General features: G+C 65.4%; 27 protein-coding genes. 16 read left to right on the forward strand and 11 right to left on the reverse strand.

All coding sequences use genetic code 11. The annotated features are described in order from the left end of the window. Positions 1–6: 6 nt before the first annotated feature. The 4 genes from ASC63_RS13230 (at position 7) to ASC63_RS13245 (ending at position 2726) form a co-directional block, all read left to right on the forward strand. Positions 7–1224 (forward strand): phosphoglycerate kinase, encoded by a 1218-nt coding sequence (locus tag ASC63_RS13230; protein ID WP_055814197.1) that lies wholly within the window; start codon positions 7–9, stop codon positions 1222–1224. Beyond that, on the forward strand, positions 1212–2030 hold the full coding sequence (tpiA, locus tag ASC63_RS13235) for a triose-phosphate isomerase (RefSeq protein WP_055814202.1): 819 nt from the start codon (positions 1212–1214) through the stop codon (positions 2028–2030). Before ASC63_RS13230 ends, tpiA begins: the two co-directional genes overlap by 13 nt. Positions 2031–2103: 73 nt before the next feature. Beyond that, complete coding sequence (gene secG, locus ASC63_RS13240; protein ID WP_055814204.1) at positions 2104–2349, forward strand: preprotein translocase subunit SecG; 246 nt, start codon at positions 2104–2106, stop codon at positions 2347–2349. An 8-nt stretch (positions 2350–2357) separates the two neighbouring features. Continuing rightward, positions 2358–2726, forward strand: a complete 369-nt coding sequence (locus ASC63_RS13245) for an RNA polymerase-binding protein RbpA (protein ID WP_055814207.1) — start codon at positions 2358–2360, stop codon at positions 2724–2726. A 51-nt stretch (positions 2727–2777) separates the two neighbouring features. Here ASC63_RS13245 and pgl read toward each other — a convergent pair whose 3' ends face one another. Genes pgl through tkt form a run of 6 tightly spaced genes read right to left on the reverse strand, consistent with a single transcriptional unit; the run spans position 2778 to position 10968 of the window. After that, complete coding sequence (pgl, locus tag ASC63_RS13250) at positions 2778–3557, reverse strand: 6-phosphogluconolactonase (protein WP_055814210.1); 780 nt, start codon at positions 3555–3557, stop codon at positions 2778–2780. After that, the gene (locus tag ASC63_RS13255; protein WP_055814213.1) at positions 3554–4519 is read right to left on the reverse strand and encodes a glucose-6-phosphate dehydrogenase assembly protein OpcA; all 966 of its coding nucleotides are present in this window, start codon (positions 4517–4519) and stop codon (positions 3554–3556) included. Before ASC63_RS13255 ends, pgl begins: the two co-directional genes overlap by 4 nt. Continuing rightward, positions 4516–6057 carry a glucose-6-phosphate dehydrogenase gene (gene zwf / locus ASC63_RS13260; protein WP_055814216.1) on the reverse strand — a complete coding sequence of 514 codons (1542 nt, stop codon included), beginning with the start codon at positions 6055–6057 and terminating at the stop codon, positions 4516–4518. Before zwf ends, ASC63_RS13255 begins: the two co-directional genes overlap by 4 nt. Before the next feature lie 43 nt (positions 6058–6100). Further along, positions 6101–7711, reverse strand: coding sequence for a glucose-6-phosphate isomerase (locus tag ASC63_RS13265; protein ID WP_055814218.1), 1611 nt, complete (start codon positions 7709–7711; stop codon positions 6101–6103). Beyond that, entirely contained in the window at positions 7708–8820 is a 1113-nt protein-coding gene (gene tal / locus ASC63_RS13270; protein ID WP_055814221.1) for a transaldolase, read from the reverse strand. The genes ASC63_RS13265 and tal overlap by 4 nt, the downstream gene beginning before the upstream one ends. 54 nt (positions 8821–8874) lie before the next feature. Beyond that, a complete protein-coding gene (tkt, locus tag ASC63_RS13275) occupies positions 8875–10968 on the reverse strand; it encodes a transketolase (protein ID WP_055815547.1) in 2094 nt (697 codons plus the stop codon). 271 nt (positions 10969–11239) lie between these two features. On the opposite strand from tkt, the gene ASC63_RS13280 reads away from it, so the two are divergent. From ASC63_RS13280 to ASC63_RS13320, 9 genes are all read left to right on the forward strand, one after another. Next, a complete protein-coding gene (locus tag ASC63_RS13280) occupies positions 11240–12160 on the forward strand; it encodes a heme o synthase (RefSeq protein WP_055814224.1) in 921 nt (306 codons plus the stop codon). Between the two features lie 29 nt (positions 12161–12189). After that, positions 12190–12720, forward strand: a complete 531-nt coding sequence (locus ASC63_RS13285; RefSeq protein WP_055814228.1) for a GNAT family N-acetyltransferase — start codon at positions 12190–12192, stop codon at positions 12718–12720. Positions 12721–12749: 29 nt separating this feature from the next. After that, positions 12750–13706: a COX15/CtaA family protein gene (locus ASC63_RS13290; RefSeq protein WP_082487605.1), complete on the forward strand. Its 957-nt coding sequence runs from the start codon at positions 12750–12752 to the stop codon at positions 13704–13706. 289 nt (positions 13707–13995) lie between these two features. Continuing rightward, positions 13996–15414 carry a Fe-S cluster assembly protein SufB gene (sufB, locus tag ASC63_RS13295; RefSeq protein ID WP_055814233.1) on the forward strand — a complete coding sequence of 473 codons (1419 nt, stop codon included), beginning with the start codon at positions 13996–13998 and terminating at the stop codon, positions 15412–15414. Between the two features lie 39 nt (positions 15415–15453). Continuing rightward, on the forward strand, positions 15454–16656 hold the full coding sequence (sufD, locus tag ASC63_RS13300) for a Fe-S cluster assembly protein SufD (protein WP_235492245.1): 1203 nt from the start codon (positions 15454–15456) through the stop codon (positions 16654–16656). Next, positions 16653–16982 carry a non-heme iron oxygenase ferredoxin subunit gene (locus ASC63_RS13305; protein WP_055814234.1) on the forward strand — a complete coding sequence of 110 codons (330 nt, stop codon included), beginning with the start codon at positions 16653–16655 and terminating at the stop codon, positions 16980–16982. The genes sufD and ASC63_RS13305 overlap by 4 nt, the downstream gene beginning before the upstream one ends. A gap of 1 nt (position 16983) precedes the next feature. After that, the gene (sufC, locus tag ASC63_RS13310; RefSeq protein ID WP_055814237.1) at positions 16984–17748 is read left to right on the forward strand and encodes a Fe-S cluster assembly ATPase SufC; all 765 of its coding nucleotides are present in this window, start codon (positions 16984–16986) and stop codon (positions 17746–17748) included. Between the two features lie 4 nt (positions 17749–17752). Beyond that, positions 17753–18082 (forward strand): metal-sulfur cluster assembly factor, encoded by a 330-nt coding sequence (locus ASC63_RS13315; RefSeq protein ID WP_055814240.1) that lies wholly within the window; start codon positions 17753–17755, stop codon positions 18080–18082. A 130-nt stretch (positions 18083–18212) separates the two neighbouring features. Next, positions 18213–19811 (forward strand): ABC-F family ATP-binding cassette domain-containing protein, encoded by a 1599-nt coding sequence (locus ASC63_RS13320; RefSeq protein WP_055814243.1) that lies wholly within the window; start codon positions 18213–18215, stop codon positions 19809–19811. A 33-nt stretch (positions 19812–19844) separates the two neighbouring features. Here ASC63_RS13320 and ASC63_RS13325 read toward each other — a convergent pair whose 3' ends face one another. Genes ASC63_RS13325 through ASC63_RS13335 form a run of 3 tightly spaced genes read right to left on the reverse strand, consistent with a single transcriptional unit; the run spans position 19845 to position 21270 of the window. Next, positions 19845–20699 (reverse strand): SURF1 family cytochrome oxidase biogenesis protein, encoded by an 855-nt coding sequence (locus ASC63_RS13325; protein WP_055814245.1) that lies wholly within the window; start codon positions 20697–20699, stop codon positions 19845–19847. After that, positions 20696–20968 (reverse strand): hypothetical protein, encoded by a 273-nt coding sequence (locus ASC63_RS13330; protein WP_235492329.1) that lies wholly within the window; start codon positions 20966–20968, stop codon positions 20696–20698. Before ASC63_RS13330 ends, ASC63_RS13325 begins: the two co-directional genes overlap by 4 nt. Before the next feature lie 11 nt (positions 20969–20979). Continuing rightward, the gene (locus ASC63_RS13335; RefSeq protein ID WP_082487609.1) at positions 20980–21270 is read right to left on the reverse strand and encodes a DUF3099 domain-containing protein; all 291 of its coding nucleotides are present in this window, start codon (positions 21268–21270) and stop codon (positions 20980–20982) included. A 96-nt stretch (positions 21271–21366) separates the two neighbouring features. On the opposite strand from ASC63_RS13335, the gene fabG reads away from it, so the two are divergent. Further along, positions 21367–22077 carry a 3-oxoacyl-ACP reductase FabG gene (gene fabG / locus ASC63_RS13340; protein WP_055814251.1) on the forward strand — a complete coding sequence of 237 codons (711 nt, stop codon included), beginning with the start codon at positions 21367–21369 and terminating at the stop codon, positions 22075–22077. An 18-nt stretch (positions 22078–22095) separates the two neighbouring features. Here fabG and serB read toward each other — a convergent pair whose 3' ends face one another. Together serB and ASC63_RS13350 are read right to left on the reverse strand one after the other, a co-directional pair. Then, complete coding sequence (serB, locus tag ASC63_RS13345) at positions 22096–22743, reverse strand: phosphoserine phosphatase SerB (protein ID WP_055814254.1); 648 nt, start codon at positions 22741–22743, stop codon at positions 22096–22098. Then, positions 22740–23981: a glucose-1-phosphate adenylyltransferase gene (locus ASC63_RS13350; RefSeq protein ID WP_055814256.1), complete on the reverse strand. Its 1242-nt coding sequence runs from the start codon at positions 23979–23981 to the stop codon at positions 22740–22742. Before ASC63_RS13350 ends, serB begins: the two co-directional genes overlap by 4 nt. Before the next feature lie 46 nt (positions 23982–24027). Between ASC63_RS13350 and glgA the strand changes: the two genes are divergently transcribed. Together glgA and ASC63_RS13360 are read left to right on the forward strand one after the other, a co-directional pair. Beyond that, positions 24028–25212, forward strand: a complete 1185-nt coding sequence (glgA, locus tag ASC63_RS13355; protein WP_055814259.1) for a glycogen synthase — start codon at positions 24028–24030, stop codon at positions 25210–25212. Between the two features lie 23 nt (positions 25213–25235). After that, positions 25236–26021 (forward strand): ABC transporter ATP-binding protein, encoded by a 786-nt coding sequence (locus ASC63_RS13360; RefSeq protein WP_055814262.1) that lies wholly within the window; start codon positions 25236–25238, stop codon positions 26019–26021. The last annotated feature ends 78 nt before the right edge of the window (positions 26022–26099 follow it).

Raw genomic sequence — 26099 nt, forward strand, 5'->3', positions numbered from 1 at the left:
ACTCGAGTGACGCTTCGCACCCTCGAATCACTGGGTTCGCTCGCCGGCAAGCGGGTCATCGTCCGTTGTGATCTGAACGTCCCCCTCAAGGACGGCCAGATCACGGACGATGGCCGCGTGCGGGCGTCGCTGCCGACCCTCAACGCTCTCATCAACCAGGGCGCCCGTGTCGTCATCGTCTCCCACCTCGGGCGACCCGATGGTGCACCCGATGCCAAGTACAGTCTCGCGCCCGTCGCCCAGCGACTCTCCGAGCTGCTGGGCAAGCCTGTCACCTTCGCCAGCGACACCGTCGGCTCCGCTGCGGCGGATGCCGTTGCCGGCCTGCACGACGGAGATGTCGCCCTGCTCGAGAACCTCCGGTTCAACCCGGGGGAGACGAGCAAAGACGAGGCGGAGCGCCAGTCGTTCGCCGACAAGCTCGCGGCATTCGGCGACGCCCTCGTCTCCGACGGCTTTGGTGTGGTTCACCGCAAGCAGGCGAGCGTCTACGAGCTCGCCAAGACGCTGCCCAGCGCGGCAGGTCTGCTCATCGCGGCAGAACTTGAGGTGCTCGACAGACTCACCGAGAACCCCGAGTCGCCGTATACGGTGGTTCTCGGCGGATCGAAGGTCTCCGACAAGCTCGGCGTTATAGGCCACCTGTTGCCCCGCGTCAACACCCTGCTCATCGGTGGCGGCATGCTGTTCACCTTCCTGGCAGCACAGGGCCACAAGGTCGGCGCGAGCCTGCTGGAGAAGGACCAGATCGATACCGTGACCGGTTATCTCGCGAAAGCGAAGCAACTCGGCGTCGAGATCGTGCTGCCCACCGATGTGGTCGTCGCATCCGCCTTCGGTGCGGATGCCGAGCACCAGGTGTGCGCGGCAGATGCCATCGAGGACAGCCCGTGGGGGGCATCCGGTCTCGGCCTCGACATCGGCCCCGATACGGCTGCCCGCTTCGCCGAGGTGATCCGTTCCTCGCACACGGTGTTCTGGAACGGCCCCATGGGTGTGTTCGAACTCACCCCGTTCGCCGAAGGTACACGCACGGTCGCCCAGGCACTGACCGAGGTCGACGGCCTCGGCGTGGTCGGCGGCGGGGACTCAGCCGCCGCGGTACGCGCGCTCGGTTTCAACGATGACCAATTCGGTCACATTTCGACCGGCGGCGGTGCAAGTCTCGAGTTCCTCGAGGGCAAGCGCCTGCCGTCACTGGAGGTTCTCGGATGGCAGCAGTAGCTTCATCGACGCCAGCTTCAACCGTGCGTCGCACCCCACTCATCGCGGGCAACTGGAAGATGAACCTGGATCACCTCCAGGCGATAGCGTTCGTGCAGAAGCTGGCGTGGAGTCTCAAAGACGCAGGCCATGACTTCACGGGTGTCGAGGTCGCGGTATTTCCCCCGTTCACCGATCTGCGCAGCGTGCAGACGCTCGTGGCTGCAGACAAGCTGCCTCTCGCCTTCGGCGCACAGGATGTCTCCGAGCACGATTCTGGCGCGTACACCGGTGAGATCTCCGGTGCATTTCTCGCCCAGCTCGAGTGTCGCTACGTGATCATCGGTCACTCCGAGCGCCGCACGCTGCACGCGGAGAGCAACGAGCAGGTGTCGGCCAAAGTGCAGGCAGCGCTGAAGCACAACCTCACGCCGGTCATCTGCGTCGGCGAAACTGCTGAAGACCTGGAGACCCACGGACCCAGTGCCGTGCCCGTCTCCCAGTTGCGTGCCGCCCTCGATGGCGTCACGAGCGCCGCGGACATCGTTGTGGCGTACGAGCCGGTCTGGGCCATCGGCTCTGGCCAGGCGGCGACCCCCGACCAGGCCGAGCAGGTCGCCGCTCAGTTGCGTGCGGTGCTCGTCGAGGTGCTGGGCGAGGATGTCGCCGCGAAGACGCGCATCCTCTACGGCGGCTCGGTGAAGGCGGCGAACATCGCCGGATTCATGCGTGAGCCGAACGTCGATGGAGCGCTCGTCGGTGGCGCCAGCCTGGACCTCACGGAGTTCGCGAGCATCGTGCGGTACCAAAAGCACGTCGGCAGCTAAGGCTCTTCGCTATACTTGTATTTTCCATCCCGATGACACCCGGCATCGAAACGCGTGCACGAAAGGTTCCTAAGTGCTCATTCTCCAGGTCGTGCTGCAGGTTCTCCTCGGCATCACGAGTCTCCTGCTGACGCTGCTGATCCTTTTGCATAAGGGGCGCGGTGGCGGTCTTTCCGACATGTTCGGCGGTGGTGTCACGTCCAATCTGGGTGCATCCGGGGTCGCGGAACGCAACCTGAACAGGATCACCGTGATTCTGGGCATCGTCTGGTTCGTCTGTGTCGTCGTACTCGGGCTGATCACCAAGTTCGGTTCGTAGGAGGAATCGTGGCATCTGGAGGAAGCGCCATTCGTGGCTCGCGCGTCGGCGCCGGGCCCATGGGGGAGCAGGACCGAGGCTTTCACGCCGATCGCATTGCGGTGTCGTACTGGGATGCTCTCGGCAACGAGACGGTGCGCTATTTCGCCGCGAATCTTCCCGATGAGGAGATTCCCGAGTTGATCGACTCGCCGTCGTCGGGCCTCCCCGCCGGCCGTGACAAGGAGAATCCTCCGTCGGTCGCCAAGCTCGAGCCGTACAAGACCCACCTGGCCTACGTGAAAGAGCGTCGCACGGAAGACGAAGCGACGCAGCTCCTCGAGGATGCCCTCAACCAGCTGCGTGCACGCCGCGGCAAGCTGACCCCCACGAACTGATCCTGGTGGTCGAGTAGCGAGGCACGAGCGTATCGAGACTCGCGCCGGGCTTCAGTAGCTCGGGGCGATGAGATTCTCGGGAACCTCCGCCGCGGCATCCTGGTCGACGAAGAAGACCGTGCGTTTGCGACCCTTGGCTCCCGCCACCGGCACCTCGGTGTAGGCGGCACCGGCAAGAGCCAGCCCGAGCGCCGAGGCCTTGTCCGCGCCAGCCAGCACGAGCCAGATGCGCTCGGAGGAGTTGATCACCGGTCGGGTCAGGCTCAATCGTTCCGGCGGCGGCTTGGGGGAGTCCCGTACTACGACGACCGCGGCCGATGTCTCCCGAATGCCAGAACGGTCGGGAAACAGCGATGCGATGTGACCATCGGGGCCGACACCGAGAAAGGTGATGTCGAAGCGCGGTTGTGCGGCTCCGTCAGCGGCGTACTCGGCCAACTTGTCCGCATAGGCGATGGCAGCATCATCCAGGCTCAGATCGCCGTCAGAGGCCGCAAAAGGGTGGATATTGTCTGCGGGCACGGTGATGTGGTCGAGCAGCGCCTGGCGCGCCTGGAGTTCGTTGCGCTCGGCATCTGCCGCCGGCACCCAGCGTTCGTCGCCCCACCAGAAGTGCACCCGCGCCCAGTCGACGCTGTCGCGGGCTGGGGAGGCGTTGATGGCGGCGAGCACGGCGACACCCATGGTGCCGCCGGTGAGCACGATGTGCGCGCTCTGCACCGCGTCATGGTCGTCGAGAATGTCGACCGTCTTGGTCAGAAAACGTGCGGCGACGGATCCGGCAAGCGCCTGTTTGTCCGGGTGGACCAGCACCCGCCGTTCATTCGTCATACGGTGTGGCCCGCTCCCTGTTCGTCGTCCTCGAGCTGATCGAGCCCCGAGGTGATGACCTCACCGTAGAGCACGTCAGGGTCCAGCCTACGCAACTCCTCGGCGAGGCAGTCGCGCAGGTTGCGTCGCGGGAGGGACAGGTCGTGAGTCGGCTGATTCGGCTGCACCAGGGTGGCGACGTTCGGAATCTCACGCTCCAGCTCGATCACACCGGACTCGCGACTCAGACGCACGCCGTGAATACCGGTTGAACCCGTCGAGCGGGTGAGGTCGTGCTGCACGGGCACCTTCAGCTGCAGTCGCAGCCAGGCCGCCAGAAGCACCGTGGAGGGTGAGTCAGCCGCACCGGCAACCTCGACGGCGGTGATCGGCTCGAACGGCGGCTGGTCGAGCACCGCCGCGAGCTGGGCACGCCAGAGCGTCAGCCGCGTCCAGGCGAAGTCGGTGTCGCCCGGAGCGTACGTCGCGGCGAGGTGGCGCAGCGCCTCATGCGGATCGGACTGCGTCGAGGCATCCGTGATGCGGCGGGTGGCGATGCGACCGAGCGGAGACTTCGACGCCACCTCGGGCGCCGTTCCCGGCCACCAGGCCACAACGGGGGCATCCGGCAACAAGAGTCCGGTGACCAGTCCCTCCTCATCGCTGGCGGTGTCGCCGTAGGCGCGCAGCACTATCACGTCACTGGCGCCGGCGTCTCCGCCGACGCGGATCTGCGCGTCGAGGCGACCCTCAACACCCGTGGGTGTGGCATCCTGCGCGGCCGTCGAGATCACTATGACGCGCATCGGATGCTCGCGCGAGGCGTCATTGGCGGCCTCGATGGCCTCCTCTTCCTGCCCCAACGTCGTGGCTATCACGAGCGTCAGCACCCGACCGAGCGCCACAGCGCCGCCGTCTTCGCGAATGCGCACCAGCGCCTTGGAGATCTTGCTGGTGGTGGTATCGGGCAAATCGACGATCATGGACGTCTCCAGGTTCGGCCGTCACGGGCAAGTAGGTCATCGGCGGATGTCGGGCCCCAGGTTCCCGGCCGGTACTGTTCCGGCTGGCCCTGGCTCGCCCAGAATTCCTCGATCGGGTCGAGGATCTTCCACGAGAGCTCAACCTCCTCGTGGCGGGGGAACAACGGCGGATCGCCGAGCAGGACGTCGAGAATCAGGCGCTCATAGGCCTCGGGGCTCGCCTCGGTGAAGGCATGCCCGTAGCCGAAGTCCATGCTCACGTCACGCACCTGCATCGCGGCGCCGGGCACCTTCGAACCGAAGCGGATGGTGACCCCCTCGTCAGGCTGAACCCGAATGACGAGGGCGTTCTGCCCGAGTGCGGAGGTCTGGCTCTCGGCGAAGAGTTGCTGCGGTGCACGCTTGAACACCACGGCGATCTCCGTGACCCGACGCCCGAGCCGCTTGCCGGCGCGCAGATAAAACGGCACGCCCGCCCAGCGACGCGTGCCGATCTCCAGCTTGAGAGCGGCGAAGGTCTCGGTCGCGGACTCGGGGTTCATGCCGTCTTCGTCAAGGAAGCCGACGACCTTCTCGCCACCCTGCCAGCCACCGGAATACTGACCGCGCGCGGTGGCCGTCGAGAGGTCCTTGGGCAGGCGAACGGCGCGCAGCACCTTCTCCTTCTCCATGCGCAGATCGGCGGCATCGAAGGAGACCGGCTCCTCCATGGCGGTCAGCGCGAGCAGCTGCAGCAGGTGGTTCTGGATTACGTCGCGTGCAGCGCCGATGCCGTCGTAGTAGCCGGCTCGACCACCAACGCCGATGTCCTCGGCCATGGTGATCTGCACGTGGTCCACGTAATTCGCGTTCCAGATCGGCTCGTACAGCTCGTTGGCGAAGCGCAGCGCCAGAATGTTCTGCACCGTCTCCTTGCCGAGGTAGTGGTCGATGCGGAACACCGAATCCGGCGGAAAGACCGACTCGACAACGGAGTTGAGTTCGCGTGCGGTCTTCAGGTCGCTGCCGAACGGCTTCTCGATGACGACGCGGCGCCAGTGACCCTCCTGCTGCTCCGCGAGGCCCGAACGACGCAGCTGCTCGGTGACCTGCGGAAACGCCTTCGGCGGGATGGAGAGATAGAACGCATGGTTTCCCATGGTTCCGCGCTCCCGGTCCAGCGTCTCGATCGTCTCCTTGAGCCGCTCGAACGAGGCATCGTCGTCGAACTCGCCGGGCACGAAACGGATGCCCTGGGCCAACTGCTGCCAGACCTCGTCCTGGAACGGGGTTCTGGCGTACTCCTTGACGGCGTCGTAGACGACCTTTTCGAAGTCCTGATCCTCCCAGTCTCGCCTGGCGAAGCCGACGAGCGCGAAGCCGGGAGGCAACAGCCCCCGGTTCGCCAGGTCGTAGACCGCTGGCATCAACTTCTTGCGTGACAGGTCACCCGTCACCCCGAAGATGATGAGGGCGCTCGGCCCCGCGATGCGGTTCAGGCGATGATCGGATGGCAACCGAAGAGGGTTGAACTCTTCGGAGATTTCCACCGGGGACATGCAGCTCCTTGTTGGCCAGTTGACGGATGCTTGTTGATGGATGCTAGTTGACGGCGTCGAAGAGAGGCACGAGGTTGGCCTCCGCATCCGTCAGGTTGAGCGTGAGAACAGGGCGGCCGTGGTCGGCGAGCACTCCAGCGTCACCGGCGGCCTGGGCCTGGATGAGCTGACCGAAGGTGAACGGACGATCCGGGATCTCGAGATCCTGCGAAGCGTTCTCGGTGATCTGCAGGAACACGCCGACGGGAGTGCCGCCCTTGTGGAACTGACCGGTCGAGTGCAGGAATCGCGGACCCCAACCGAAGGTGACGGGCCGCTTCGCCTTGGCGGCAACTAGATCGCGAATGTTCGCCAGCTGGGGGAGCGCCACGCGGTCGACATATGCCTGGATCGACACGTAACCATTCTCGGGCAGTTGCGCGAGAAGCGCGTCGATGGCTCCCTCGAGGCTTGTCGTGCCGGCGAGCAGGCTCGCGTCGCCACGCACCTCGACGCCGTCGGCGACGAAGGCGGGCGTGGTCGGCTCCGGACGGTTGTCGAGCAGCCCGCGCGCGGCGACCTTGGCCGACTCCACATCGGGCTGATCGAACGGGTCGATGCCCAGCAGGCGTCCCGCAACGGCCGTCGCATATTCCCAGACCAGCATCTGCGCGCCGAGGCTGCCCGAGATGAGAATCTCGCCATGGTGGCGGTCGGCGGGGAACAGGTGGTGGGCATCCGCGTTCTCGACCAGACGCACGATCTGCAGGTCGGCAAGGTTCTCGCCCAGCTCCGGTGCCAGCTTGTCGAGCACGACGGGGAGGATGCCCGTGCCCTGCTTTCCGGTGGATTCCGCAATCAGCTGCTCGGCCCAGTCGGCGAAGCCCTGAATGTGGGTTCCGTCGGCGACGATGCCGAGCTTGTCCCTACGCGGAACCGTTGCGGCGATCGCTGCTCCCAGAATGAGACCCGGGTTGCTGTCGCTGTCGACGGCCAGCTCGAGGGAGACGCCCTCTGCTTCGTTGAGCAGTCCGTCGATGTCGACGCCGGCCAGCCCTGAGGGAACCAGGCCAAAGGCGGTGAGAGCCGAGTAGCGGCCTCCGACGTTCGGGTCAGCATTGAAGACCGCGTAGCCGTCGGCACGGGCGGATGCGTCCAGCGGTGAACCGGGGTCGGTCACCACGATGATGCGCTCGCGCGGGTCGATACCCGCGTCGCGGAAGGCCTTCTCGTATGTGCGCTTCTGGCTATCGGTCTCCAGCGTGGAACCCGACTTGCTGGAGATCACAATCGCGCTCGTGGCGAGCCGGTCGTTCAGCGCGGCGAGCACCTGCCCGGGCGCCGTCGAATCCAGAATCGTGAGCTCGACACCGGCCGTGCGGGTGATCACCTCGGGAGCGAGCGAGGAACCGCCCATGCCGCCCAGCAGGATGTGGTCGACCCCGGCGGCACGCAGCGTGTCACGCAGCGCCGTGATCTCCGCGACGAGCGGGCGGGAGACGGTGACCACCTCGGTCCAGCCGAGGCGTACGGCCGCCTCCTTCTCGGCATCCGGTCCCCACAGCGCAGGATCCTGCCCCGTGATACCGGATGCCACCAGGTCGGCAACCAGCGTGGGAACGGTGGTCTTCACCGCGTCTTCGGCCGCACCGGAGACGTGCACGCGCACGCTCATTTTGCGGCCTCAAGAGCGGTCTTGACGCTCTCGAGCAACTCGCTCCAGGAGACGATGAACTTGTCGACGCCCTCCTTCTCGAGCTGCGCGGTGACCTCGTCGTAGGAGATGCCCTGCGCCGCAACGGCGTCGAGAACCTCGTTGGCGGCGGCATACGAGCCGGTCACGGAGTCGGCCGGGATCTCACCGTGGTCGAACGTGGCCTCGAGCGTCTTCTCCGGCATGGTGTTGACGACCTCGGGGGCGACGAGCTGTGTGACGTACAGCGTGTCGGGCAGGCTCGGGTCCTTGACACCGGTGGATGCCCACAGCGGGCGCTGCTTGTTGGCGCCAGCCTCGAGCAATACCGTCGCACGCTCGCTGGCGAACGCCTGCTCGTAGACCTGGTACGCCAGCTGCGCGTTGGCTACACCGGCCTTGCTCTTGAGCGCGAGCGCGGCATCCGTGCCGAGGGCCGTGAGCCGCTTGTCGATCTCGGTGTCGACCCGTGAGACGAAGAACGAGGCGACCGAGTGGATGGTCGAGAGGTCGATGCCGGCGGCCTTCGCCTGCTCCAGGCCGGTGAGGTAGGCGTTGATGACCTCGCGGTGCCTCGTGAGGCTGAAGATGAGCGTGACGTTCACGCTGATGCCGACCGCCGTGGCTGCCGTGATGGCCTCAAGACCCTCAACCGTCGCCGGAATCTTGATCATGGCGTTCTGCTTGTCGACCTTGGCCCAGAGGCGCTTGGCCTCAGCGGCCGTGCCTGCCGCGTCGTGTGCCAGGCCGGGCTCGACCTCGATCGACACGCGGCCGTCGAAGCCGTTCGACGCGTCGTACGCGGGGCGGAAGGTGTCCGCCGCGTTGGCGACGTCCGTCGTCGTGATCTCGAAGACCGCCTCGTCAAGGCTCGCACCGGCTGCCGCCAGCTCACGAACCTGGGCGTCGTACGCCTCACCCTTGGAGAGCGCGTTGGCGAAGATCGTCGGATTCGTCGTCACGCCGACGACGTTGCGGTCGTCGATCAGCTTCTGTAGCCCGCCGGATGCGATGCGCTCACGCGAGAGGTCGTCGAGCCAGATGCTGACGCCTGCGGCAGAGAGCTGGGCGGTCGGAGTGGATTCAGTCATGTTCTTTTCTTCTTTCGTCAAATCAATCAAACGCGTGATGTCGATCGAACCCGCCTAGAGCGCGGCGATCGATTCCCTGGCGGCCGAGACGACGGCATCCGTCGTCAGGCCGAACTCACGGTAGAGCGTCTCGTAATCCGCGGATGCGCCGAAGTGCTCGATCGACACGCTGCGACCTGCGTCACCGACATAGGCGCGCCAGGTGAGGGCGATTCCGGCCTCAACGGAGACCCGCGCCTTCACCGCCGCCGGCAGCACCGACTCGCGATACGCGGCATCCTGCTCCTCAAACCATTCCAGGCTCGGGGCGGAGACGACCCGCGCGTTGACGCCGTCTGCCTTCAGCGCCTCGCGCGCCTCGACGGCGAACTGCACCTCGGAACCGGTGGCGATCAAGATCACGTCCGGCGTGCCGCCGGGCGCCTCGGCGAGCACATACGCTCCCTTGGCAACGTTCGACGCCGCGGCGAAAGTGTCACCGGATGCCGCCCCGTCACCGCGCTCGAACACGGGCAGGTTCTGCCGACTCAGCGCGATTCCCGCCGGGCCCTGGCGGCGCTCGAGGATGGTCTTCCAGGCGTACGCCGTCTCGTTGGCGTCGGCGGGGCGAACCACGTCGAGTCCCGGGATGGCGCGCAGCGAGGCGAGCTGCTCGATCGGCTGGTGCGTCGGGCCGTCTGCGCCGAGCGCCACCGAGTCGTGCGTCCACACGAAGATCGACGGCGCCTTCATGAGCGCCGCGAGACGCACGGCCGGGCGCATGTAGTCGCTGAAGATCAGGAACGTTCCGCCGAACGGGCGCGTGTTGCCGTGCAGCACGATGCCGTTGAGAATCGCGGCCATCGCGTGCTCGCGAATGCCGAAGTGCAGCACGCGACCGTACTTGTTGCCCGTCCACTCGTGCGTGGAGTGTTCGCTCGGTACGAAGGAGGCGGCCGATTCGATGGTCGTGTTGTTCGACTCGGCGAGGTCGGCCGAACCGCCCCACAGCTCGGGAATGACGCCGGCGATGGCGTTGATGACCTTACCGCTCGCCGCGCGGGTGGAGACATCCTTGCCGGGCGCAAAGACCGGCAGCGCCTCCTCGACACCCTCGGGCAACTCGCCCTTGAGCACGCGGTCGAGCAGCGTCTTGCGCTCGGGGTTTGCCGTTGCCCACGCCTCGAACCGCTCGTTCCATTCGGCATGCGCTGCCTGGCCGCGCTCGACGGCCTTGCGCGTGTGCGCCAGCACCTCGGGGGCGACGTCGAAATTCTTCTCGGGGTCGAAGCCGAGCACCTCCTTGACGGCGGCCAGTTCCTCGGCGCCGAGCGCGGATCCGTGGATCTTGCCCGTGTTCTGCTTCTTCGGGCTGGGCCAGCCGATGATCGTCTTGAGAATGATGAGGGAGGGCTTGTCCGTGACGCCCTGGGCTGCCTCGATGGCGTCGTTCAGCGCCTGCACGTCTTCGACGTACTGGCCCGTCTTCTTCCAGTCGACCACCTGCACGTGCCAGTGGTACGCCTCGTAGCGCGCCTTGACATCTTCGGTGAAGGCGATGTTGGTGTCGTCCTCGATGGAGATCTGGTTGCTGTCGTAGATCGCGATCAGGTTGCCGAGCTGCTGGTGGCCGGCGAGCGAGGACGCCTCGCTCGTGATGCCCTCCTGCATGTCGCCGTCGCCGGCGATCACGTAGACGAAGTGGTCGAACACGCTCGTGCCGGCGTCGGCGTCCGGGTCGAACAGGCCGCGCTCGAAGCGCGAGGCGTATGCGAAGCCGACGGAGGAGGAGATGCCCTGGCCCAGTGGGCCGGTCGTGATCTCCACGCCGTCGGTGTGGCCGTATTCGGGGTGGCCCGGAGTCTTCGAACCCCAGGTGCGCAGTGCCTTGAGATCATCGAGCTCGAGGCCGTATCCGCCGAGATAGAACTGCGTGTACTGCGTGAGCGAGCTGTGCCCGGCCGACAGGATGAAGCGGTCGCGGCCGATCCAGGTCGAATCAGACGGGTCGCGTCGCATGACCTTCTGGAACAGCAGGTACGCGGCAGGTGCGAGGCTCATGGCGGTGCCCGGATGCCCGTTGCCCACCTTCTCGACGGCGTCGGCCGCCAGGATTCGTGCCGTGTCTACTGCCTTATTGTCAATGGAGTCCCACTGCAAAGCTGCCACTGGATACTGACCCTTCTGAAAATGTCGAGACGGGCCGTCTTCAACCCGCTCCTTATAGAGGTAGCGCGCGCCGTGAACATCATCGGCACCGTGCACATTCGGCGAGCATCCAGAAGTGGATGCGACACCCAAACGAGCCTCGGCTGGCGAGCACCTCTCAGCATAGTCAACAGTGGGCTCAACCGCGTTGTTCCCCGCACCGAGGCGCCGCCGACTTTCGTTGCAGCACGATGACCTAAGATTGGGCTGGGATTCAAGCGTTAGAGGAGCAATGGACGTCGCCGTAGAGAGCAGGACCACACCGCTGGTCCCTCGATTTTCCCGCAAAGTCAAGGCCTATGTCTCCCTGACCAAGCCGCGCGTCGTGGAACTCCTGCTCGTCGTCACCGTTCCGACGATGATCCTCGCGCAAGGCGGCATCCCGAACCTGTGGCTCGTGCTGGCCACCGTGGTCGGCGGTTTCATGAGCGCCGGCAGCGCCGGGGCGTTCAACTGCTACATCGACCGCGACATCGACCGCGTCATGAAACGCACCAAGGGTCGACCGCTGGTGACGGGGGAGTTGAGCGACCGGGAGGCGCTTGTCTTCTCCTACGCGCTCGGCGTCGCATCGATTCTGGTGCTCGGATTCTTCGCCAACTGGTTCGCCGCGGCGCTGTCCTTCCTCGCCATCCTGCTCTATGTGGTTTTCTACACGATCATCCTCAAGCGCCGCACCTCGCAGAACATCATCTGGGGCGGTATCGCCGGCTGCATGCCCGTGCTCATCGGCTGGGCCGCCGTCACGAACTCGCTCGACTGGGCCCCCTTCATCCTGTTCGGCGTCATCTTCCTCTGGACCCCGCCGCACTACTGGCCCCTGTCGATGAAGTACCGCGAGGACTACAAGCAGGCCGGTGTTCCCATGCTCGCTGTGGTGCGCGGCCGCGCCGTCGTGGGCCTGCAGGTCATCCTGTACGCCTGGGCCACCGTCGCCTGCTCGCTGCTGCTGATTCCCGTCGGCCACATGGGCCTCGCATACACGGCCATAGCTCTTGGCAGCGGCGGCTGGTTCATCTACGAGACGCACCGCCTCTACAACTTGGCCATCCGGCATGAACAGGTCTCCCCGATGCGGGTCTTCCACGGCTCCATCACCTATCTCACCCTGCTGTTCCTCGCGGTGGCGATAGATCCACTGCTGCCGTTCTAGCCGTGTGAACCGAACGACCGTCACCAACGATGCCTCCCGTTCTTCTCACAGCCCGGCTCGTGCTGGATGCGCCGAATGACGGCGATACACAGGCGGTGTTCGAGTTGTGCCAGGATCCCGAGATTCAACATTGGGTACCCATCGCCTCACCGTTCCGTCTCTCCGACGCTGAATTCTTCATCACGAGCTACGTGAGGCACGGCGAGCTCAGCAACAGCTACACCACGTGGGCTTTGCGCGAGGGCGCGGGGGAGCCGCTGGAAGGAACCATCGAACTGCGGCGCGACATGGCGCCGGCATCGGCGTCGATAGGATGCTGGATCGGCGCCCCGTATCGTCGCCGCGGTCTCATGAAGGAGGCCTTGAGCGCAGTGACCGAGCATGCCTTCGCCACAGACGGCCTAGGCCTCAAACGACTGCGCTGGCAGGGACTCGCCGGAAACGCCGGCAGTGCGGCGCTGGCTGGCGCGCTGGGCTTCACCCTCGATGCGGATGCCGGCACGAGCTTCGATTTTCGCGGAGAGCAGCGCGCCGCCTGGACGGCCACCCTGCGGGCCTGAGAGTGTCTCGGGCGAAGTTACCATGGAGTGTGCCCACGCCATTCTCCTTTCTCGCGGAACGCTACAGCCTGAGTAACCGCGCGCTGCGGTGGTCAACGACCGCGGCCCTGGTCGTCAGCATTCTCATCGTGCTCGGCGGCGGCGTCGTGCGCGTCACCGGCTCGGGGCTCGGCTGCCCCACCTGGCCGGTCTGTGAGACCGGTTCTCTCACACCAACACCGGCGCTCGGCATCCACGCGGTCATCGAGTTCAGCAACCGCATGCTCACCGTCGTGCTGTGCGTCGCGGTTGGCTGGGCCATCGTCGCCGCCCGGCTGCAGCGCCCCCGCAATCGCATGATGACCCGACTGGCGTGGTCACAGTTCTGGCTCGTCGTGGCCAACGCCCTCATCGGCGGGGTCACCGTGCTCACCGCCCTCAATCCCTACATCGTCGCGTTCCACTTCGTCGCCGCGATAGCCCTGCTCACGACCTCCGCCCTGACCTGGCATCGCGCCCACCTGGGCCAGCACGCCGAGATCACCGTTCCCCGAGGCGCCCGCACGCTCAGCTACACGCTGCTGGTCGTGACCTTCGTTCTCATCGTCGTCGGCACCCTGGTCTCCGGTTCCGGTCCGCACTCCGGCGACTCGGCCGATGTGCCGCGGATGGCATTCAACTGGGTCGACATCACCGTGCTGCACGGTGTTCTCGGCACTGCGACGCTCGTGATAGCCGTGGCCCTGCTGCTCGTGTTGCGCCGCGTCGCTGGCGCCGCAATAGCCAGGCGTCGCACCGTGGCGTTCGTCGTCATAGTGATGCTGCAGGCGGTTGTCGGACTGGTGCAGTCACTCACCGCTCTGCCCGAAGCCCTCGTCGCGGTGCACCTGCTGGGCGCGGCGCTCGTCTGGGTGGGAGTGCTGCGGGTGCTGCTCGACGTGAACCCGGGTCTGTTCCCCACCGTTTCGGTCGACGCACCGGCGACACGCGAACCCGTCGTCGCATAGAACCCGACCCCGTAGCCGCATCCTGCTGACAATCTCGTGCGACTTCCTCCCACCATCGCGAAGGCACCCTGTAGAATGGTGATGTTCGAGATACGCGCTTCGGTGCGCGTGCCGCTATGTCAGTTCGTCGTCATGCGGCCGGGGCAGCGTCGCCCACGTTTTTGGGCATCTATTAGGTACGCATACCAGCCACTCGCATCATTCGTGGGCTGCCGCCTCGCCGCCCGGTGAGTGCGATGGACCGCGAGCCGGATGATAACCGGTTGCCGTGGCAGGAAACGAGGTAGATATGTCAGACATCCTGATCGACCGTCCCGAACTCGAGAGCCTGGGGCAATACGAGTTCGGCTGGGCGGACTCCGACGCAGCTGGAGCATCCGCGCGTCGCGGAATCTCGCCGGAGGTGGTTGAAGACATCTCGCGGCTGAAGAACGAGCCGGAGTGGATGAAGGCACGCAGGCTCAAGGCGCTGCAGATCTTCGAGCGCAAGCCGATGCCCGCCTGGGGCGCCGACCTCTCTGAGATCGATTTCGACAACATCAAGTACTTCGTGCGGTCCACGGAGAAGCAGGCCCAGACCTGGGAAGACCTGCCCGAAGACATCAAGAACACCTACGAGAAGTTGGGCATCCCCGAGGCCGAGCGCTCGCGCCTGGTGGCCGGCGTGACCGCCCAGTACGAATCCGAGGTCGTCTACCACCAGATTCGCGAAGACCTGGAGGCCCAGGGCGTCATCTTCACCGACACCGACACGGCCCTGCGCGAGCACCCCGAGTTCTTCGAGGAGTACTTCGGCACCATCATTCCGGCCGGCGACAACAAGTTCGCCGCGCTGAACACTGCTGCCTGGTCGGGCGGATCGTTCGTCTACGTGCCGCCCGGCGTGCACGTGGAGATTCCGCTGCAGGCCTACTTCCGCATCAACACCGAGAACATGGGCCAGTTCGAGCGCACGCTGATCATCGCCGACGAAGGCAGCTACGTGCACTACATCGAGGGTTGCACCGCCCCGATCTACACCTCGGACTCCCTGCACTCCGCCGTCGTCGAGATCGTCGTGAAGAAGAACGCCCGGGTGCGCTACACGACGATTCAGAACTGGTCGAACAACGTCTACAACCTGGTCACCAAGCGGGCCATGGCCCACGAGGGCGCGACCATGGAATGGGTCGACGGCAACATCGGCTCCAAGGTCACCATGAAGTACCCGTCGATCTACCTGGTGGGCGAGCACGCCAAGGGCGAGACGCTCTCGGTGGCCTTCGCCGGCCCCGGCCAGCATCAGGATGCCGGCGCCAAGATGATCCACATGGCTCCGTACACGCAGTCCTCGATCGTCTCCAAGTCGATTGCCCGCGGCGGCGGCCGTTCCGGCTACCGCGGCGAGGTGCGGGTGGATGCCACGGCGCACCACTCGGCGAACACCGTGCGCTGTGATGCGCTGCTGGTCGACACGATCTCGCGCTCAGACACCTACCCGTCCATCGACATCCGCGTCGACGACGTGCAGCTCGGTCACGAGGCCACGGTCTCCCGCGTCAGCGAAGAGCAGCTGTTCTACCTCATGAGCCGCGGCATGCCCGAAGACGAGGCCATGGCCATGATTGTGCGTGGTTTCATCGAGCCGATCGCTCGCGAACTGCCCATGGAATACGCACTCGAACTCAACAAGCTCATCGAAATGGGCATGGAAGGATCCGTCGGTTAAATGTCATCCGCAGCCACTGAGACTGTAAAAACTGCGACTGTGACGACGGATTCCACGGCGCAGCACGGACTGAAGAAGCACAGCGACGGCGGATGGGGACTCGTTCCCGTTCAGACCCGTTCCGAGCGATTCCGCTCGCGCGACGTCGCCGACTTCCCCGCCGTCACCGGTCGTGAGGCCGTCTGGAAGCTCACGCCTGTCGCCCGCATCGCCGAACTGCTCTCCGGTGATCTCGACGGATCCCCGTATCCGATCGAGGCACCGGCCGTCGACGGCATATCGCTGTCGTGGGTCGATCGCGACGATTCCCGCGTCGGCAGCGCGGGGGAGCCAGAGGAGCGCGCATCCGCCAACGCCTTCAGTGCCTTCGAGAAGGCACTTCTCGTCTCCGTCACCGGCGAGTCGAGCAGTGAATTCACCGTGACCCGCTCGGCGCTCGGATCCGGCGCACGCGGCGCACACACGATCATCGAGGCCGCCCCGTTCAGCCGAGGCACCGTCGTGATCCGCAACCTGGGCGAGGCACACCTCACCGAGAACGTCGAGATCATCGTCGGCGACTCCGCCGAATTGACGGTCGTCTCGGTGCAGGAGTGGAACGACGCCGCGCTGCACGTCGCCAGCCACTTCGCCACGGTGGGCCGTGACGCCAAACTCAAACACGTTGTCGTCTCCCTCGGCGGCGGCGTGGTGCGCATCAACCCGTCCACGCACCTGGTCGGCTCGGGCAGCGACACGGAGATGTATGGCGTCTACTTCGCGGACGCCGGCCAGCACCTCGAGCAGCAGGTCTACGTCTTCCACGACGCACCGCACAGCCGCAGCAGGGTCTCATACAAGGGCGCGCTGCAGGGCGAGGGCGCGCGCACCGTGTGGATCGGTGACGTGCTCATCGGACGCAATGCGCCGGGCACCGACAGCTACGAACAGAACCGCAACCTCGTGCTCACCGACGGCACCCGTGCCGACTCCGTTCCGAACCTCGAGATCGAGACCGGCGACATCCTCGGTGCGGGTCACGCCAGCGCGACGGGTCGTTTCGACGACGAGCAGTTGTTCTACCTGCAGTCGCGCGGCATCGCCGAAGACGAGGCCCGCCGCCTGGTCGTGCGCGGATTCCTCTCGGAGATCGTGCAGAAGATCGGCGCACCGGCTCTCCAGGAGCATCTGCAGGCCGCCATCGAAGCCGAGCTCACCGTCGGTGCGCCCACGGGAGCACAGTCATCGGGAGCACTGGCATGAGCACGGGAACCCGCATCTGTGCCGTTGACGAACTCGTCACCGACCAGGCCGTGCGCGTGCTCATCGATGAGGTTCCCATCGCCCTGGTGAAGGACTCGGCCGGCGAGGTGCACGCGATAGGCGACACCTGCACCCACGGCGATATCTCACTCTCAGAGGGCTTCGTCGAGGGGGAGACGCTCGAATGCTGGGCACACGGCTCCAAGTTCTCCCTCGTCACGGGCCAGGCCCTCAATCTGCCCGCCTTCGAACCCGTGCCGGTATACCCGGTCGAGGTGGTCGACGGCGACGTTTACATCGACTCGACAACAACGAAAGAATTCTGACATGTCTGTACTTGAAATTCGCGACCTGCACGTCACCGTCCAGGTGGAAGACGGCACCAAAGAGATCCTGCGGGGTGTCGACCTGACGATCCGCGAGGGCGAGATCCACGCCATCATGGGCCCGAACGGCTCGGGCAAGTCCACTCTCGCGTACACCATCGCCGGGCACCCGAAGTACACCGTGACGGGCGGCACCATCACCCTCGACGGCGAAGACGTTCTGACGATGACGGTGGATGCCCGCGCCCGCGCCGGCCTGTTCCTCGCCATGCAGTACCCGGTGGAGATTCCCGGTGTCACGAACACCAACTTCCTGCGCACCGCCAAGACGGCCATCGATGGCGAGGCTCCGGCCATCCGCGGCTGGATCAAGGACATCCGCGAGACCATGGGCAAGCTGCGTATGGACAAGTCCTTCGCCGAGCGCAATGTGAACGAGGGCTTCTCGGGCGGCGAGAAGAAGCGTAACGAGATTCTGCAGCTCGAGCTGCTCAAGCCCAAGTTCGCGGTGCTCGACGAGACCGACTCCGGCCTCGACGTCGACGCGCTCAAGGTCGTCTCAGAGGGTGTGAACCGCGCCCACGAAGCCACCGGGCTCGGCATCATGCTGATCACCCACTACACCCGCATTCTGCGTTACATCACGCCGGACTTCGTGCACGTCTTCGTCGCGGGTCGCGTGGCAGAAGAGGGCGGCCCGGAGCTTGCCGAGCGGCTGGAAGAAGAGGGCTACGATCGCTTTCTCACCGACACGGTCGTAGGCTAAAGCCATGGTTTCCACGCTCGCACCCGCGCGCTTCGACGAAATCGAAGAGGCGCTGAAAGACGTCATGGACCCCGAGCTCGGGGTCAACATCGTTGATCTCGGCCTGATCTACGATCTCGGCTGGGACGACGAGAACGATGCCCTCGTCATCTCGATGACGCTCACCTCGGCCGGCTGCCCGCTGACCGACGTGATCGAGGAGCAGACTGCGCAGGCGCTGGATAGTGTCGTCGACGCCTTCCGCATCAACTGGGTGTGGATGCCGCCGTGGGGTCCCGACAAGATCACCGATGACGGCCGCGAGATGATGCGCGCCATCGGCTTCGCCATCTGAAGACCGGCCTTCCCAGCACAACACAGGGGCGCATCGCCTAGGATGGAAAGGTTGCGCGTCGGCTCGTCTCCTTCAGACGGAGATGACGGCGCACGAAACCCTCCTTCCCCTTCATGATTGGAATAGTGCTGTGCTCTCGGTGCAAGGTCTCTCGATCCGCATCGGTGCGCGCACCCTCATGGAGGACGTCAGTTTTCGTGTCGCTGCCGGCGACAAGATCGGTCTTGTCGGTCGCAACGGCGCTGGCAAGACCACGCTGACCAAGGTGCTGGCAGGGGAGACCCTGCCGACAGAGGGCACCGTCTCCCGCGACGGCGAGATCGGCTACCTGCCGCAGGACCCGCGCTCGGGCAACCCTGAAGACCTGGCACGCACCCGCATCCTGGATGCTCGCGGTCTGGGCTCGACGGTGCTCGGCATGCAAGAGGCGACCCTCGCGATGGCCAGCGACGACGCATCCGTCAGCGCCGCCGCCATGAAGCAGTACGGCGCGCTCGAGGAGCGCTTCCAGATGCTCGGTGGCTATGCCGCCGAGGCGGAGGCGGCATCCATCGCCAGCAACCTCAATCTTCCCGACCGCATTCTCGACCAGCAGCTCAAGACGCTCTCGGGCGGCCAGCGTCGGCGCATCGAGCTCGCACGCATCCTGTTCTCGGATGCCCGCACCATGATTCTCGATGAGCCCACCAACCACCTCGACGCGGACTCCGTGGTGTGGCTGCGCGAGTTTCTCAAAGGGTATTCGGGCGGCTTCATCGTGATCACCCACGATGTGGAACTGGTCGGCGAGACGGTTAACCGGGTCTTTTACCTCGACGCGAACCGCCAGGTGATAGACACGTACAACATGGGCTGGAAGCACTACCAGCGCCAGCGTGCCGCCGACGAGGAGCGCCGCAAGAAGGAGCGCACGAACGTCGAGAAGAAGGCATCCGTTCTGCAGTTGCAGGCGGCGAAGTTCGGTGCAAAGGCGAGCAAGGCCGCGGCGGCCCATCAGATGGTCGCGCGTGCCGAGAAGATGCTCTCCGGCCTCGAAGAGGTGCGCGCCGTCGATCGCGTGGCCAAGCTGCGTTTCCCGACCCCGGCCCCGTGCGGGCGTACGCCATTGACCGCGAGCGACCTGAGCAAAAGCTACGGCTCACTGGAGATCTTCGCCGCCGTCGACCTGGCCATCGACCGTGGTTCCAAGGTCGTGGTGCTGGGCCTCAACGGTGCAGGAAAGACCACTCTGCTGCGCATGCTGGCGGGCGTCGATACGCCGGACACCGGCGTTGTCGAGGCCGGTCACGGACTGCGCATCGGCTACTACGCCCAGGAGCACGAGACGCTCGACGTGAAGCGCTCGGTGCTGCAGAACATGGTGTCGTCGTCACCGAACATCACCGAGACCGAGGCGCGGAGAGTGCTCGGCTCGTTCCTGTTCACCGGCGACGACGCGCACAAGCCTGCTGGCGTGCTTTCGGGCGGCGAGAAGACCCGCCTCGCGCTGGCCATGATTGTGGTCTCCGGCGCCAACGTGCTGCTGCTCGACGAGCCCACGAACAACCTCGACCCCGCCAGCCGCGACGAGATCCTCGACGCCCTGGCTCACTACGAAGGCTCCGTCGTGCTCGTGAGCCACGACGAGGGTGCCGTCGAGGCGCTCAACCCCGAACGCGTGCTGATTCTGCCTGACGGCGTCGAAGACCACTGGAACAAGGACTACCTGGACCTGATAGCGCTGGCCTGACCTCGCTTGCCTCAATGCTGCGGCGGCCTGACGTCAGCGGCGTGAACCGCTTTCGAGCAGTTCGTCCTCGATATCGGCGTCCGTGGGTGCCTTGCGGGACGCCCGCCGCTGGCGCGCTGCCTCCTTGGCCTGCATATCGGGCTCATCCTGGTACCGGTTGCGGTATTCGGTGCGAATCGCGTAACCCAGACCGAAGAATCCAATGAGCGCGAAGATGATCCATTGGATCATGTACGACCAGTGCAGCCCCTCGTCCTGCATCGGCGGCGTCGTCACTATCGCGGTAAGACCGCCGGCACCGGCGGGCGTCTGCGATTCGAGGATGCCGTACGCGCCCGTATAGACCGGCCCACCGATACGCCTCTGCACATCGCCCAACTCAATGGTCGCCACCTGGTTACCGCTCGCCGAGCGCCCCGGCAGCCGGGGTTCGGAAGCCTTCAGCCGCGCGGTCACGCTCACGATTCCACTCGGCGCGGGCGGCACGCGATCGGGCGCGTCCTGCTTCGACCCGGTGGGAACCCAGCCGCGATCGATGATGAAGAAAGAGCCGTCGGAGAGCTTGAGCGGCGTCAGCACCTCGAAGCCGGGGCCGGCATCCGTCGGCCGGTTGCGCACGAGAAGCTCATCGGCGCTCTGGTACGTGCCGGTGGCGGTGACTCGCTTCCACTTCTGCGACGGAGCGTAGGCGGTGAGGCTGTCGAGAGCGTTCGTGAGGGCCACGGCGGGGGCGTTGAAGTTCGCATCGAGCAGCGCATTGGCCGCGGCCGCCTCCTTGCTGCGAGCGAGTTGCCAATTGGACAGGAAACCGCAGGCGATGGCGAAGATGATGGCAAAGGCCAGGTAGCCGAGCCAACGACGAGAGAAGGCGAAGCGCCAGCGGTTCATGCCTGGCTCTCCGCTGTGTTTGTCGCCCCTGTGTTTATCGCCGCTGTGTTTGTCTCCGCTGTGTTTGTCGCCGGCAGGTGAATCTCTGCGACGCGCACCGGAAAGTCGCGAGCGGCGAGAAATTCGCGCAGGTAGTCCACGTGCTCGTCGCAGGCGAGCCAGACCTTCACCCGGTCGGCCGTGTGGATCTTCGGGTTACGCCACTCGACGCGCCAGAGTGCAGGCTCTCCGCATGCGGCCCGTGAGCACGTGAATCGCTCGGGCTCGATGCCGAATACGCTCACGAATGCGCCCTGTCGTGCGTCGCCGACGGTGGTGAGACGATGCTCACGTTGCCGGGGCGCTCAACGCTGTTGCCACCGGGATTGATCGCGGCATTGGCAATGACTACGGCGAAGTAGGGCAGGAAAATCGCCCCGACGGCCGGAATCACCAGCCACCAGCCGTGTACGAACAGCAGGGCGATGATGCACAGCACACGAATGCCCATCGCCACCAGGTACTTGACCATGCGGTGGTGTCTCTCGACGTCTGGCGAGAGGGGGAGTGTGGTGATCGACTGCTGCTTCATATCCGTTACCGGTACCGCGGATCGGACCCGATCCGTCTGAGACAAGCCTACGTCTGATTGACCCCCGTAAACTGAGCTGCCGTTAAACTGAACAGTATGACGACACCACGCACCGTGCTCATTACCGGAGGCAATCGGGGGATCGGCTTCGCCATCGCCGAGGAGTTCGTGGCCCAAGGCCACCGGGTCGCGGTGACCGCGCGCTCGGGCGAGGGGCCCGAGGGCAGCCTGACCGTGCGAGCGGATGTCACGGATTCCGCCGCCGTCGACGCCGCATTCTCCGAGGTGGAGAGCACGCTCGGCCCCGTCGAGGTTCTGATCGCGAATGCCGGCATCACCAGGGACACCCTGTTGATGCGCATGAGCGACGATGACTTCGACAGCGTCATCGACACCAATCTCGGTGGAGCCTTCCGCGTGGTCAAGCGCGCTTCCAAGGGCATGCTCAAGGCCCGCTTCGGTCGTATCGTGCTGATCTCGAGCGTCGTCGGACTCTACGGATCGGCCGGCCAGGTGAATTATGCGGCGTCCAAGAGCGGCCTCGTGGGCATCGCGCGTTCGATCACCCGCGAACTGGGTGCGCGCGGCATCACCGCGAACGTGGTGGCGCCCGGCTTCATTGAGACCGACATGACGGCCGAACTACCCGAGGCCACCCAGTCCGAATACAAGAAGAGCATTCCGGCGGGCCGCTTCGCCACACCGGGCGAGGTCGCGCGCGTGGTGACCTGGATCGCCGGGGACGATGCCGGCTACATCTCCGGAGCCGTGATCCCGGTCGACGGCGGCCTCGGTATGGGCCACTAGCGACTGAGATGGGCTCGTTCAGCCACGCAGGCCGAGCAGCGGCAGCACCTGGCTGAGGTCCTGCCGATCCATCACCACGTCGGCGTGCGCACGCACGCGCGGCTTCGCGTTGAAGGCGACCGAGAGAGCAGCCGCATCCATCATCAGCAGGTCGTTGGCACCGTCGCCGACGGCCACCGTGCGCTCAATCGGGATGCCGGCATCCGCGGCCCATTCCTCAAGCGCCCGCGCCTTGGCCGCGGCATCCACTATCTCGCCGGTGAGTGCGCCCGTAAGAATGCCCTCGCGTGTCTCGAGGCGATTGGCGCGCCAATAGTCGAGGCCGAGTGTTTCGGCCAGCGGGTCGAGAATCTCATGGAACCCGCCGGAGACCACTCCTATGGCGCCACCGGCCGCGCGCACTCCCGCCACGAGCTCGGTCACGCCGTCTGTCACCCGGATGCGCATCCCCACCGCCTCGAAACACGCCACCGGAAGTCCCGCCAGGGTTGCGACCCGCTGCCGCAGGCTGTGCTCGAAGTCGAGTTCCCCCCGCATGGCGCGCTCGGTGATGTCGGCGACCGTGTTCAGCGAGCCGGCTTCCTCGGCCAGCAACTCGATCACCTCGTTGTGGATGAGTGTCGAATCGGCGTCAAGCACAACGAGAAATCGAGCGGACTGGTTCATGGAACGACGTGAACTCCCTTGCCGACAACGGTGATGCCGGATTCGGTGATGGTGAAGCCTCTGGCGAGGTCGCGGGCGGGGTCGACACCGATTTTGGCTCCTGCCTCCACCACGACGTCCTTGTCCAGAATAGCCCGGCCCACATAGGCGTTCGGCTCGATGACGGCACGATCGAACACGACTGAATCGACCAGATGCGAACCCGACTCGATCTTCGCCCAGGGCCCGAGCACACTGCGTTCCAGGTGTGCACCGGAGATGACCGAGCCGAGCGAGACGATCGAATCGATGGTGCTGCCGAGATCCCCTCGGCCATCCCGAACGATCTTGGCCGGCGGGGAGTTCAGCTGTTGGCTGAAGATCGGCCATTCGCGGTTGTAGAGGTTGAAGATCGGCAGTGCCGAGATCAGATCCTGGTGCGCCTCGAAGAACGAGTCGATGGTTCCCACATCCCGCCAGTAGTAGCGGTCGCGGTCGGTCGAACCCGGCACGTCATTGTTCTTGAAGTCGTAGACTCCCGCCTCGCCCCGGGCCACGAAGTCCGGAATGATGTCGCCGCCCATGTCATGGCTCGAATCGGGCTTGTCGCCGTCGCGGATGACGGCGTCGATGAGCGCCTGCGCGTCGAAGACGTAGTTGCCCATCGAGGCGAGCACCTCGTGCGGAGCATCCGCCAGCCCGACGGGATTCTGGGGCTTCTCGAGGAATGCACCGATACGGTTCGGGTCGTTGGCGTCGAGCTCGATCACACCGAACTGGTCGGCGAGGGAAATCGGCTGGCGAATGGCGGCCACCGTTGCCGCTGCACCGGAGGCGATGTGGGACTCGATCATCTGGGCGAAATCCATGCGGTACACGTGATCGGCGCCGACCACGACAACGATGTCGGGCTTCTCGTCACGCAGCAGGTTGAGGCTCTGCAATATCGCATCCGCCGAACCGCTGAACCAGCGTTTGCCGAGTCTCTGCTGGGCGGGCACCGACGCCACATACGAATCGAGCAGACCGGAGAGACGCCACGTCTGCGAGACGTGCCTGTCGAGGCTGTGCGATTTGTACTGCGTGAGCACAACAATCTGCCGCAGTTGCGAGTTGATCAGGTTGGAGAGAGCGAAATCAATGAGGCGATACTGCCCCCCGAACGGCACGGCCGGCTTCGCTCGGTCGCCCGTCAACGGCATCAAACGCTTTCCCTCGCCACCTGCAAGGACGATCCCGAAGATCTTTGTCGATACCATGCCTCCACAGTAGAGCGAACGTGAAGGCTGTACTAGCGTTCACGTCATGCGAGTCGATCTCTTCTCCCGTGAATATCCGCCGGAGGTCTACGGCGGTGCCGGGGTACATGTTGCCGAATTGGTGCGCGCGCTGCGCCGTGATCTCGAGGTACGCGTGCGGTGCTTCGGCTCCGAGCGCCAGGAGAGCGATACCTGGGCATATGGTGTTCCGGCGGAACTGACGAAGGCGAACGGCGCAATCGCCACGCTCGGCGTAGATCTCTCCATGGCCCAGGACGCTGCAGGCACCGATCTGGTGCATTCGCACACGTGGTACGCCAACGGTGCCGGTCATCTCGCCAAGCTGCTGCACGGCGTGCCTCACGTGGTCACGGCGCACAGCCTCGAGCCGTTGCGCCCCTGGAAGGCCGAGCAGCTCGGCGGCGGCTACCGCGTCTCCAGCTGGATCGAGCGCACGGCGTTCGAGGCAGCGGATGCCGTGATCGCCGTCAGTGACGGCATGCGTCGCGACATCCTGCGCAGCTATCCCGAGTTGGATGCCTCGCGCGTACATGTCGTCTACAACGGCATCGACCTTACGAGGTGGACCCGCTCGGAGGACAGGGATCTCGCGCGGTCGCTCGGCGTCGATCCCGACCGCCCTGCCGTCGTCTTCGTCGGCCGCATCACCCGGCAGAAGGGGCTGCCGTACCTGCTGCGGGCCGCCAAACTCCTGCCTCCCGACACGCAACTCGTACTCTGCGCCGGCGCGCCCGACACGCAGGAGATCATGGACGAGGTCACCGGCCTCGTGCGCGAACTGCAGGGTGAGCGCGAGGGTGTCGTGTGGCTGGACCGCCTGCTCTCGCAGGGGGAGCTGACGGCCGTACTGAGCGCATCCACGGTCTTCGTGTGTCCCTCGGTCTACGAGCCGCTGGGCATCGTGAATCTCGAGGCCATGGCCTGCGGACTTCCGGTCGTCGGCACCGCGACGGGCGGCATTCCCGAGGTGGTCGACGACGGCGTCACCGGGCGCCTCGTTCCGATTGAGCAGAGCGATGACGGCACCGGAACCCCGCTCGATGCCGAGCGCTTCGTCACCGATCTTGCTGCCACGCTCACCGAGGTGCTCTCAGACCCCGACAAGGCCAGAATCATGGGCGCTGCGGGGCACCGGCGCGCCGAGAGCGAGTTCAGCTGGGAGAAGATCGCCGCCGAGACACGGTCGATCTATCGGTCAGTAGTGGGCTGACTCGCCCGGGTAGGCTTAGTGTTATGTCCAGCGTTCTCAAGCTCAGTGGTGTGTCGGTCGTTCGCAGTGGGAACACTATTCTCGATTCCGTCGATTGGAGCGTCGACTCCGAACAACGCTGGGTGATCCTCGGGCCGAACGGCGCCGGAAAGACCACGCTTCTGCAGATCGCCTCGGCGAGCATGCACCCCACAAAGGGCTCCGCCGAGATTCTGGATGTTCCGCTCGGCTCCGGCGACGTGTTCGAGCTGCGTCCGCGCATCGGCTACGCCTCGAGCGCGCTCTCCAGGAAGGTGCCGCGCACTGAGACGGTGCTCGACGTCGTGCTCACCGCCGCGTACGCCGTGACCGGCCGCTGGAATGAAGAGTACGAGGAGATCGACACCCGACGGGCCCGCCGTGTTCTTGCCGAGTGGAAGCTCGAACACCTCGCCGACAGGCACTTCGGAACGCTCAGCGACGGGGAGCAGAAACGGGTGCTCATCGCCCGCTCGGTCATGACAGACCCGGAGGTACTGCTGCTCGACGAGCCCGCCGCGAGCCTCGACCTCGGTGGCCGCGAGGAGTTGCTGCAGCTGCTCGGCGGCTACGCCAGCGACCCGAGGTCGCCGGCCATCGTGATGGTGACCCACCACGTGGAGGAAATCCCCCGCGGCTTCACCCACGTGCTGCTGCTCGGCGACGGTGGGGTAGTGGCATCCGGTTCGCTTGAGGAAGCGCTCACGGCCGAACGGCTCAGCGAAACCTTCGGCATCGACATCGACCTCACCGAGAACGACGGCCGGTACACGGCACGCGCGCGGCAGTAGCCTCACCTTCTGCTAAACTCGATAGCTGGCCTTCGTGCCACATCGCCTTCTCGCTCGGCTGCGCATCGATTGTGCAGC

The sequence above is a fragment of the Leifsonia sp. Root112D2 genome (assembly GCF_001424905.1).
Classification (GTDB): Bacteria; Actinomycetota; Actinomycetes; order Actinomycetales; family Microbacteriaceae; genus Root112D2.